This is a genomic window from Streptomyces sp. NPDC018026 (genome assembly GCF_044327745.1).
GTDB lineage: Bacteria > Actinomycetota > Actinomycetes > Streptomycetales > Streptomycetaceae > Streptomyces > Streptomyces rubrogriseus.
Map to the genome: position 1 here is coordinate 147,287 of NZ_JBIRFY010000017.1, position 8,213 is coordinate 155,499.

Genomic DNA, 8,213 nt, shown 5'->3' on the forward strand with positions numbered 1-8,213 from the left:
ACCACCGTCCTGGCATTCGAGTCGTCCACACGGGCCTACGATCGTCACACGAAAGCACTGCCGGGGTGCCGCACAGCAGCGTAACTTAGCGTTTCAAGACACCCGCCGACTGCCGCCACCGCCACTGGCACCGCCGCCACCAACCGCCCGTGTACCGACCGCCGAGGGGTCCCGTTCCGTGAGTCTGCATCCCGCCCTCCAGCCCTACGCCGACGCCTGGACTCACTCCATCGAGGCGATATCCGAGCTGGTCCAGCCGCTTGTGGAGGCAGAGTGGAACCGCCGGACCCCCTGCCCGGGCTGGTCGGTGCGCGACATCGTCTCGCACGTCCTGGGCCTGGACTCCGAGATGCTCGGCGACCCCCGCCCCATCCACACCCTCCCGCGCGACCTCTACCACGTCACCAACGACCACCAGCGCTACATGGAGATGCAGGTCGACGTCCGCCGCCACCACACGGCGCCGGAGATGACGTCCGAGCTGGAGTACATGATCATCCGGCGCAACCGCCAGCTGCGGAACGAGTCGCGGGACCCCGGCACCAAGGTGCGCGGCCCGCTCGGCACCGAGCTGACCCTGGAGGAGGCGATGCGCCGGCACGCCTTCGACGTGTGGGCGCACGAGCAGGACCTGCGCACCACCCTCGGCCGCCCCGGCAACCTCGACTCCCCCGGCGCGCACGTCGCCCGTGACGTGCTGCTCGGCGAACTGCCCGCCGTCGTCGCCGAGCGGGCGGACGCGCCGCGCAGCTCGGCCGTCGTCTTCGACGTGCACGGCCCGGTCGAGTTCCTGCGCACCATCCGCGTCGACATCCAGGGCCGCGGCACCCTCGAATCGTCCCCGGCCCTCGGCCCCGCCGCCACCCTCACCCTCGACTGGGAGACGTACTTCCGCCTGGCCTGCGGCCGGGTGACGCCGGAGGCGGCGGCGGACCGCATCAAGACGGAGGGCGACCCGGACCTGACGGCAGCGATCCTGCGGAACTTCACCGTCACTTCCTAGCTGCGGGCAATCGTGCCTCCCCCAGTGCCTGAACGGCCTGGGAGGTACCCCCAGGGCGGCACGGGTGGGCGCAGCGGCACCCGGCCAGCGCCGGTCAGCGCGACCCACCCCCGCCCCGCCCGCACGCCGGGTGCCTACACAGGCACGTGCACCGTCTCCACCCTGCTGGCAACCAACCGCTCCCGCTCCCGCGACGCGGCCCGCTTGCGCAACCGCAGGATCTGCGACAGCCCCACCGCCTGCAGCACGAACACGGACGAGAACGCCACGCCGTAGTCGTCCCCCGTCGCGTCCAGCAGCACCCCCACCGCGAACAACGTGGTCATCGACGCCACGAAGCCCCCCATGTTCGTGATCCCGGACGCCGTCCCCTGCCGCTCCGCCGGATTCGCCGGCCGCGCGAAGTCGAAGCCGATCATCGACGCCGGCCCGCACGCCCCCAGCACCGTGCACAGCACCACCAGCAGCCACATCGGCGCGTGCTCGGCCGGGTAGGCCAGCGTCGCCGCCCAGAGCAGCGCCGTCGCCCCCACCGTGCCCAGCGCCAGCGGCAGCCGCGCCGCGTGGTGCCGGGCGATGACCTGGCCGTAGACCAGGCCGACGGCCATGTTGGACAGCACCACGAGGGTGAGCAGCGTGCCGGCCGTGGCCCGGGACAGCCCCTGCGCCTCGACCAGGAACGGCATCCCCCACAGCAGCAGGAACACCATCGCCGGGAACTGGGTGGTGAAGTGCACCCACAGCCCGAGCCGCGTCCCCGGCTCCCGCCAGGACATCGCGATCTGCCGCCGTACGTACGCGGCCCCCTGGTGCGGCAGCGGCTCCGGCTCGTGGCCCTCGGGGTGGTCCTTGAGGAAGAGCAGCAGCAGGACGAAGACGACGGCACCCGCCAGCGCGCTGCCCGCGAACGCCGCGGTCCAGCCGATGCCGTGCAGCAGCCGGGCCAGGACGAGCGTGGAGACCAGGTTGCCCGCCATGCCGGCGAGACCGGCGAGCTGGGCCACCATCGGCCCGCGCCGGGCGGGGAACCAGCGGGTGCCCAGCCGCAGCACACTGATGAACGTCATCGCGTCCCCGCAGCCCAGCAGCGCCCGCGAGGCCAGCGCCATGCCGTACGACGGGGAGAAGGCGAAGCCCAGCTGACCCGCCGTGAAGAGCACGACGCCGAGGCCCAGCACCTTCTTGGTGCCGAGCCGGTCGACCAGCAGGCCGACGGGTATCTGCATGCCGGCGTAGACCAGCAGCTGGAGGATGGAGAAGGTGGACAGCGCGGAGGCGCCCACGTGGAAGCGGTCGGCGGCGTCGAGACCGGCGACCCCGAGGGACGTGCGGAAGATGACGGCGACGAAGTAGACGGAGACGCCGATGCCCCACACGGCGATCGCGCGCCGGCCCCCCGGAGGATCACCGGGCAGGGCACGGCCGGCCGAGGTGGCCGTACTCATCGGACCTCCCCCCGCGCCAGGTGCGAGAACCAGCCCACGTGCCGGCCCACCACGGCGACGGCCGCCTCCGCGTCCCCGGCGCGCAGCGCGTCGAGGATCTCCTCGTGCTCGGCCAGGGTGTGCGCGATCCGGTCGGGGTGGGAGTGCATCACGGCGACGCCCATACGCAACTGGCGGTCGCGGAGCTGGTCGTAGAGGCGGGAGAGGATCTCGTTGCCGCCGCTGCGGACGATCTCGGCGTGGAAGCAGCGGTCGGTGACGGAGGCGGCGGCGAAGTCACCGGCGGCGGCCTGCTCCTGCTGCCGGGCGAGCAGCTCCTCCAGCCGTTCCAGGAGCCCCGGCGGGGCGGGTACGGCCTTCCTGGCCGCGTGCTCCTCGACCAGCAGCCGGGTTTCCACCACGTCCGCGATCTCCTGCGCGGAGACGGGCAGGACCAGGGCGCCCTTCTTGGGGTAGAGCCGGATCAGCCCCTCGACCTCCAGCCGCAGCAGCGCCTCGCGCACCGGGGTGCGGGAGACGCCCACGGCCTCGGCCAGCTCGCCCTCGGTGAGCAGCGTCCCGCCCTCGTAACGGCGCTCCAGGACGCCCTGCTTGACGTGGGTGTAGACGCGGTCCGCCGCGGGGGGTTGCTTCACTGCCGTGGTCATGCCGACAGGATAGATACAACAGGGACACAAGAGGGATCCGGTCCACCATCCGGACGCCGATTCGCCCCGCTCCCCCTTCAGGGGGAACCGGGGACCTCCCTCCGCCCCGCCGCGCAACCGTTCACCTCCCCCGGGTGTCGGACTGTCGCGGCCACCGCTCCACCGACCACGACTCGGCCGCGCTCCAGGGGAATTCAACGCAATCGGGGTAACCAACTCAATGAATGTCATTCCGGGCGCCACCGCACCCGTCCGTCCGCGCAGGGCCCTCGCCGCCGCCCTGACCGGCACCGCCGTCCTCGCCACCGGCGTCCTCGCCGCCGCTCCCGCGCAGGCCGCCGCACCCGACCGCGCGCCCGCGGCACCCGTACGGGCCGCCGCCGTGCCCTCGATCGCCGCCAAGGGCGGCTTCGTGATGAACAACGCGACCGGCAAGTCGCTCTACACCAAGGCCGCCGACACCAAGCGGTCCACCGGCTCCACGACCAAGATCATGACCGCCAAGGTCGTCCTCTCCCAGCCCAAGCTGAACCTGGACGCCAAGGTCACGATCCAGATGGCGTACAGCGACTACATCGTGTCGAAGAACGCCTCCTCCGCCCGGCTCATCGTCGGCGACAAGGTAACGGTCCGCCAGCTGCTGTACGGGCTGATGCTGCCCTCCGGCTGCGACGCCGCGTACGCCCTGGCCGACAAGTTCGGCTCGGGCAGGACGCGGGCGGCGCGGGTGAAGTCCTTCATCGGCAAGATGAACGCGACCGCCAAGAGCCTCGGCCTGAAGAACACGCACTTCGACTCGTTCGACGGCATCGGCAACGGCAAGAACTACTCCACGCCACGCGACCTCACGAAACTCGCGAGCAGCACGATGAAGAACTCCACCTTCCGCACCATCGTCAAGACCAAGAAGTACACGGCGAGGACGAAGACGAAGAAGGGCGGCACCCGCACGATGGCGCCCTGGACCAACACCAACACGCTGCTGGGCAGTTACAGCGGAGCGATCGGCGTGAAGACCGGGTCGGGACCGGAGGCCAAGTACTGCCTGGTCTTCGCCGCGACCCGGAAGGGGAAGACGGTGATCGGCACGGTCCTGGCGTCCTCGTCGTCGACGCAGCGCGCCAAGGACGCCACCAAGCTCATGAACTACGCGTTCACGAAGTAACCCCGACACCCCACCGAAGGGCCCGCCGCCGACGCGACGGGCCCTTCTCGCTGCGCCGACCCCCTCCCTGTACCAATGAAGCACATGGTGATAGTTTCATTAGCACCATGCTGCTGAGTCTGGACAAGACCGACACCCGCCCCCTGCACGAACAGGTGGCCGGCGCCCTCCGGCGCGCCATCGCCGAGGGCGAGTGCGCCCCGGGGGACCGCCTGCCCTCGGCCCGCGACCTCTCCGAGGCCCTGGACGTCAACGTCAACACCGTGCTGCGCGCACTGCGCGGCCTGCGGGACGAGGGCCTGCTGGAATTCCGCCGGGGCCGGGGGGTGACGGTGGCCGAGGGCGCCCGGCCCCACTCCGAACTACAGATCCGGGTACGGGAACTGCTCGCCGAGGCGTCTCGGCTGGGCTACAGCAGGACCGATCTCATCGACATGATCAGGGGGATGCCATGAGGGACACGACAGCGGTACGGCGTACGACGGCGACGGTCTGGACGGCCGGGGTCTGGACGGCGGGGGTCACTGCCGTGCTCGCCGCGATGCCGCTGCTGGCGCGGGACCGGCTGCCCGACCGGCTGGCGACCCACTGGGGCCTGGACGGCGAAGCGCCCAACGGCTCGATGCCCCTGTGGGCGGCATCCCTCGCCCCCGCGCTGATCTGGCTGGTGACGGCGGCCGCGGTCACCGTCCCCCTGATGCGGGCGGGCCCGCCGGTCCGCCCCTGGACCACCGTGACCCTGCTCCCCATGGGCATCGTCCTCACCGGCGCACAGGCCGCGGTGATCCGGGCCAACCTGGACCGCGCGGACTGGCACGAGGCCCGTCAGCCCACCGCCTGGGTCGTCGCGATCCTGGCCGCGGCCGTACTCGCGGGCGTGGCCGCCTGGCTGCTCGTCACCCGGCGGCGCGGCACCGAAGACGCCACGACGCCCGACGAGGGCACCCCCGCGCTGGACATCCCCAAGGGCCGCCGGCTGGTCTGGTTCTCCCGCACCGCCAACCCCTGGCTCCAACTGATCGCGGCCGCGATCGGCCTGGTGGCCGTGGGCGCACTCGTCGCCCTGGTCGGCGGTGTGGCCGCCCCGGGCACCCTGTGGGCGCTGTTCGCCGGCTGCGCCGCCGGGTCCCTGGCCTGCGCGGTCTTCTCCTCGGTCCAGGCCCGCGTCTCGGAACGGGGCCTGGAGGTCTCCTTCGGCCCGCTCGGCTGGCCCGGACGCCGCTGGGCGCCCGGCGACATCGACACGGCCCGGATGGAGGTCCGCCGCCCCGCCGAGGTCGGCGGCTGGGGCTACCGTCTCAGCGGCCTCGGCACCACGGTCATGCTGCGCGCCGGTGAGTGCCTGGTCATACGCCCCCGGGGCCGCCGAAGCGACTTCGCCATCAGCATCGACGACGCCGAACGCGGCGCGGCCCTCCTCAACACCCTCCGCACGAACCGGACCCGGGGCTGAGCACAGCGGCCCCGGGGTCGCCGTCGTACACGCACTCGTCGGCCTCACGCAGGCTTTTCGATCATCTTCGCTCGCAGTCGTGAACATTCGCGGGCTGGCTGGCATATGCCCGTTCCTGCGCCCTACGTTCCGCGACGGAGGTGGTTCACATGAACGAACCCAGCAAGCGACAGAACTCCGGCGCGCGGCACGAGGCCATCGACGCCGGTGACTTCGTGTACGCGGCCACCGGCGCCCGGGTGCGACGGCTGACCATGCCGGACGGAAGCCACTGGTTTCCGGCGGTGGACGTGTGCAAGGAGTTGGGATACACCACGACCCGAAAGGCACTCATCGATCACGTCCCCGAAGAACACCGAGACAATCTCGAGACTGTGACTGGAAGTCACAGTCTCAGCGTTCCCGCAGGTAGGACATGGCGTCGAGACTTGCAACTCATCGATCTGCAAGGTCTCATCCTCCTCGTCAACGCCTGCACCAAACCGGCCTGCGCCCCCTTCAAGCAGTGGGTCGCGGAAGTCATCGAGACCGTGCAGCGCGAGGGTTCGTACGCTCTGGACGAGGCCGAGGTGCAGCCCGTCGAACCCGGTGCCCCCATCGCCTACGCCATGCCGGACCAGGTGGCCGATGCCATCGTCCGGCTGGAGGCACACAACCTGAAGCTGGACGAGGAGTTGGCCGAGGGGCAACGTACGTCGATCGCGTTGCAGAAGGAGATGCTGTCCACGCAGCAGGCCACCCTCGCCACCCAACAGGCCACCCTCGCCGTGCAACAGGCCATGGTGCACGCTCTGGAGCGCATCGCGGACCGGTTCGACACCCTGGTCCTCCACCAAGGGGCACTGCGCGGCCGCTTCGCCCCCGTACCCACCACAGAGTCCGTGCTGGCCGACTGGCGGCAGCGGTTGTCCGTGACGGAGGACGTGTGGACGGTCGCCCTGGTGATCGCGCCAGTGCTCGTCGAGAAGGGTGAGCTGCGGGAGCCGCTGGAGTCGATCGCCGCCCGTACGGGGCTCTCCGTGCGGCGGGTCAACGAATGCCTCCGGCTGCTGCGCACCCACGCCTGCATCCGCTCGCGGGGCGGGGCCGAGGACGGGGCTCCGGTGTACGTGCTGCACCAGGTCTGACCCCGTACGACAAGGTGGAAGGGGCGTCGCAACACGAACTTGCGGCGCCCCTCCCATCATGAACCTATCCGGTTCGTGCCTCTCATGCCCAGCTGATCAACCGCTTCGGCTGCTCCAGGACCGCTGCCACGTCGGCGAGGACCTTGGAGCCCAGTTCGCCGTCGACCAGGCGGTGGTCGAAGCTCAGGGCGAGGGTGGTGACCTGGCGCGGTTTCACCTTGCCCTTGTGGACCCATGGCTGGAGCTTGATCGCGCCGACCGCGAGGATCGCGGACTCGCCCGGGTTGAGGATGGGCGTGCCGGTGTCGACGCCGAAGACGCCGACGTTGGTGATGGTCACCGTGCCGCCCTGCATGGCGGCCGGGGACGTCCTGCCCTCCCGGGCCGTCGACACCAGCTCGCCCAGCGACCCCGCCAGCTGCGGCAGTGTCTGGGCGTGGGCGTCCTTAATGTTGGGGACGATCAGGCCGCGGGGGGTGGCGGCGGCGATGCCCAGGTTGACGTAGTGCTTGACCACGATCTCCTGGGCCGTCTCGTCCCAGGAGGCGTTGATGTCCGGGTTGCGCTTGATCGCGACGAGGAGGGCCTTGGCGATCAGGAGGAGCGGGTTGACCCGCAGGCCCGTGTACTCCTTGTCCTGCTTCAGCTCCTCGACCAGCTTCATCGTGCGTGTCACGTCGACCGTCACGAACTCGGTGACGTGCGGCGCGGTGAACGCGGAGCCGACCATCGCCGCCGCCGTCGCCTTGCGCACGCCCTTGACCGGGATACGGGTCTCGCGTGTCGTGTCGTACGACGCCGGGGCCGACGCCGACGCGGACGGGGTGGGCGCGACGGCCGCGGGGGCCGCCTGCGACTCGGGCGTCGCGGGCTGCGACGACACCGCCGCGTGGACGTCCTCGCGGGTGATGATGCCGTCCGGGCCGGACGGGACCACGGCCGCCAGATCGACGCCGAGGTCCTTGGCGAGCTTGCGCACCGGGGGCTTGGCCAGCGGGCGCTCGCCGGTGACCGGGGCGGCCGGTGCCGCGGGTGCTGCCGGTGTCGCGGGTCCGTGGCCGTTCAGCTCGGCCTGGATCGCCGCCGACGGCGCCTGCGCGGCGGCCGGGGCCTCCGCGCCCTTGCGGGGGCGGCGCTTGGTCGAGGAGGTGGAGACCCCGTACCCGACCAGGACCGGCTGGCGGCCCTCCGGCTTGGGCTCCTCCTCCGCCACGGCCTCCTCCACCGCCTCCTGCACCGGCTCCGCGGCCGCCGCCGCGCCGTCGCCGACGGCCACCGCGATGATGGAGGTGCCCACGTCGACCGTGGTGCCCTCGGGGAAGTGCAGTTCGCGGACCACGCCGTCGTAGGGGATGGGCAGTTCGACGGCGGCC

At 71.4% G+C, this 8,213-nt stretch carries 8 protein-coding genes; 5 read left to right on the forward strand and 3 right to left on the reverse strand.

Annotated elements, in window-relative coordinates:
- Positions 1-178 precede the first annotated feature (178 nt).
- Positions 179-1,003 carry a maleylpyruvate isomerase family mycothiol-dependent enzyme gene (locus ACH4D3_RS36035; RefSeq protein WP_398331389.1) on the forward strand — a complete coding sequence of 275 codons (825 nt, stop codon included), beginning with the start codon at positions 179-181 and terminating at the stop codon, positions 1,001-1,003.
- A gap of 134 nt (positions 1,004-1,137) precedes the next feature.
- Here ACH4D3_RS36035 and ACH4D3_RS36040 read toward each other — a convergent pair whose 3' ends face one another.
- Entirely contained in the window at positions 1,138-2,448 is a 1,311-nt protein-coding gene (locus tag ACH4D3_RS36040; protein ID WP_398331392.1) for a nitrate/nitrite transporter, read from the reverse strand.
- Positions 2,445-3,095, reverse strand: a complete 651-nt coding sequence (locus tag ACH4D3_RS36045; protein WP_398331395.1) for a GntR family transcriptional regulator — start codon at positions 3,093-3,095, stop codon at positions 2,445-2,447. Before ACH4D3_RS36045 ends, ACH4D3_RS36040 begins: the two co-directional genes overlap by 4 nt.
- Before the next feature lie 220 nt (positions 3,096-3,315).
- Here ACH4D3_RS36045 and ACH4D3_RS36050 point away from each other — a divergent pair, with 220 nt between their 5' ends.
- The 4 genes from ACH4D3_RS36050 to ACH4D3_RS36065 all read left to right on the forward strand — a co-directional run bounded on the left by ACH4D3_RS36050 (position 3,316) and on the right by ACH4D3_RS36065 (position 6,840).
- Complete coding sequence (locus ACH4D3_RS36050) at positions 3,316-4,260, forward strand: D-alanyl-D-alanine carboxypeptidase family protein (protein WP_398331398.1); 945 nt, start codon at positions 3,316-3,318, stop codon at positions 4,258-4,260.
- 107 nt (positions 4,261-4,367) lie between these two features.
- Positions 4,368-4,715, forward strand: a complete 348-nt coding sequence (locus tag ACH4D3_RS36055; protein ID WP_398331401.1) for a GntR family transcriptional regulator — start codon at positions 4,368-4,370, stop codon at positions 4,713-4,715.
- Positions 4,712-5,713, forward strand: a complete 1,002-nt coding sequence (locus ACH4D3_RS36060; protein ID WP_398331404.1) for a DUF1648 domain-containing protein — start codon at positions 4,712-4,714, stop codon at positions 5,711-5,713. The genes ACH4D3_RS36055 and ACH4D3_RS36060 overlap by 4 nt, the downstream gene beginning before the upstream one ends.
- 149 nt (positions 5,714-5,862) lie before the next feature.
- The gene (locus tag ACH4D3_RS36065) at positions 5,863-6,840 is read left to right on the forward strand and encodes a BRO family protein (RefSeq protein WP_398331407.1); all 978 of its coding nucleotides are present in this window, start codon (positions 5,863-5,865) and stop codon (positions 6,838-6,840) included.
- 82 nt (positions 6,841-6,922) lie between these two features.
- On the opposite strand, the gene ACH4D3_RS36070 is transcribed toward ACH4D3_RS36065, so the two are convergent.
- Positions 6,923-8,213, reverse strand: a 1,291-nt coding sequence (locus ACH4D3_RS36070; RefSeq protein WP_398331410.1) for a dihydrolipoamide acetyltransferase family protein, incomplete at its 5' end; no start/stop codon positions are given.